Source organism: Calothrix sp. CBUCES-K 9914 (assembly GCF_059640475.1).
This window is the reverse complement of sequence record NZ_JBXXZH010000497.1, coordinates 1-2,588: the sequence shown is the minus strand read 5'-3', so window position 1 is coordinate 2,588 and position 2,588 is coordinate 1. Positions and strand designations below refer to the sequence as shown.

Genomic DNA, 2,588 nt, shown 5'->3' with positions numbered 1-2,588 from the left:
ACACGTAACTTCTTCTTTTCTTTGTGCCCTTTGTGCCCTTTGTGGTTTATTTCTTTAAAGAACCACATAATCCGGAGGATTTCCCGCAGGGTAGACACGAAGAACACAAAGGGCAATAGCGATTTTTATTTTTAGAATCAAACAGCCCTGCCTTCCACGCGGGGGGTTGGGGGGATCAAATTCAAATGCAATGTAATTTTATTTACTAAATATACATAGAGAACACAGAGGAGGAGGATATAGGTATGAGTTTTCCTTATTGTCCTGATGAAACTAATTGGTCAATAAATTGGGCAGTGCTGGAATCAGAATTTGAATGGTTACGCGCGCTTGCTGATTGTCCCCAAGACCCACGTTATCATGCAGAGGGTAATGTACTTATACATACGAAACTTGTATGTGAGGCATTAGTTGCATTACCTCAATGGCGCCAGTTACCAGTACATTCACGTTCTATATTATTTGCTGCGGCATTACTTCATGATGTCGCAAAACCTGCTGCCACTCAAATTGATACTTCGGGCGCCATTTCCTCGAAAGGTCACGTACTCCAAGGTGCAAAAATGGCACAGCAAATACTTTGGGATATGAATGTACCCTTTAAGGAACGCGAAACAATAGTTGCTTTAGTTAAATATGGCAGCTTACCTTTATGGTTTTGGGATAAACCAAATCCCGAACGGTCGGTTATTAAGGCGAGTCAAATTGTCAGATGCGATATGTTGGCAATGCTGGCAGAAGCAGATGTACGCGGACGCTACTGTAATGACCAAGCACAGTTACTAGAACGTGTGGAGTTTTTTCGGGAATACGCTCTTGAAAATAAATGCTTCCATCAACCCCGACAATTTGCAAATTCCCATAGTCGATTTATTTATTTCCAAAAAGAACAAGGCAACCCAGACTACGAAGCTTATGATGATACGCGCGTACAAGTAGTCATGATGTCAGGACTTCCAGCTTCGGGTAAAGACACTTGGATACAAGAAAATCTTCCTGACTGGAAAGTTATCTCTCTTGATCAACTGCGTCAAACTATGGATATTGACCCAGACGAAAATCAAGGAGAAGTTGTAAACGCAGCAAAGATATTAGCCAAGCAATACCTACGCAACGGAGAATCTTTTGTTTGGAATGCAACAAACCTAAGTAGTCAATTACGCGGAATGCTAATTCGTTTATTTGCTAGTTATCAAGCCAAAATCCGCATTGTCTATTTAGAGGCACCTTGGAATACATTATTAGAAAGAAACAGAAAACGTACAGCTAAAGTACCAGAAAAAATTCTCTACAAAATGAGAAACCGCCTAGAAGTGCCTAATATTACCGAAGCACATAAAGTAAATTGTGTGGGCACTGCCCACCCTACTCATAAAAAATAAAATTATGTCAAAAACAGAAAAACAAAGAATGGCGCCCATAAATGAAATATATAATCGCATCATTTGGGACGAACGCCTTAATCGAAGCGCATTCATAGCATATTACACAGAACACATATCATCTGATGGAATACGAGAAAAACCATTAGCCCAATGGGCAACAGATGGAGACATTCCTATGCACCGCATCCGTTACATTCGCTGTGGAGATATTACTGTCTGGGATAGAGAAAAGCATATAGACTTGATATCAACAGGACAGTTACCTTCCACTGCTTGGAAAAGTAATGCTACACAAACAGAAATAGATATTGAGGCGCCAATATTTAACGTTAGACCTGTTTATAAATATGATACCCAAGAATGGAAAAATAATGAAATATCACAAAATATCAAAATAGACAAGTTTACAGTTGCAACTTTTAACATACTCTTTAACCTCTACGAAAGGGAGAAAATCCAAACCGAAAAACGATTACCAGCGATTTTTCAGCAATTGCGTCAATGCGAAGCTGATATTATTGCCATTCAAGAAGCAACACCGCAATTCGTTGAATCCCTTCTATCACAGAATTGGATACGTAATTATTTTATCTCCGAATCAAACATCGGAGATACAGTAAAACCCTACGGGAACTTATTATTATCACGCTTCCCGTTTACATTAGTAGAACATAAATTTTTTGGCGCCAAACATGTACTAGTAGGGACATGGCAAATCAACGATAAATTATTACATGTAGCAGTAGTACATTTAACTAGTAGCCGCGCGGAAAATGCTGTAGAGAAACGCGCGCAGCAGCTTTCAGTACTACTTGCATACCTACAAAATCAATCTGGAGACAGCTTAATTGTGGGTGACTTTAATATGCGAGGTAACGAACAAGAAGAAATTTTAACAAACGCTGGTTTTACAGACGTTTGGCAACTACTACATCCTTATGAAGCAGGTTACACTTTTGACCCAGACCGTAATTCTTTAGCTGCATTATTAAGTCTTTCTGGTAAACCTGGAAGATTAGACAGAATTTTACTACGAGGTAATTACATTCCACAATCAATAGACCTATTTGCTTGCACACCAATAAATGCTACAAAAGGACTTTATCCATCCGACCATTTTGGAGTGCGTGCAGTCTTTAATGTTGAGGCGCCTTACATACCAGATAAAATCGACTTAACTACAATTAGTCCAATTTATCAAAG

Annotated in this window: 2 protein-coding genes; both read left to right on the top strand. The window is 39.1% G+C overall.

What is annotated here, in order from left to right; translation table 11 throughout:
* The first annotated feature begins 245 nt into the window (after positions 1-245).
* A complete protein-coding gene (locus AC2JBO_RS44430; RefSeq protein WP_496959999.1) occupies positions 246-1,382 on the top strand; it encodes an AAA family ATPase in 1,137 nt (378 codons plus the stop codon).
* A gap of 4 nt (positions 1,383-1,386) precedes the next feature.
* The coding region (locus AC2JBO_RS44425; RefSeq protein ID WP_496959998.1) for an RNA repair domain-containing protein at positions 1,387-2,588 on the top strand (1,202 nt) is incomplete at its 3' end.

What these genes read in the sequence shown, in the direction of transcription:
- AC2JBO_RS44430 (WP_496959999.1), top strand. Translation starts at nt 246, where the DNA reads ATGAGTTTTCCTTATTGTCCTGATGAAACTAATTGGTCAATAAATTGG.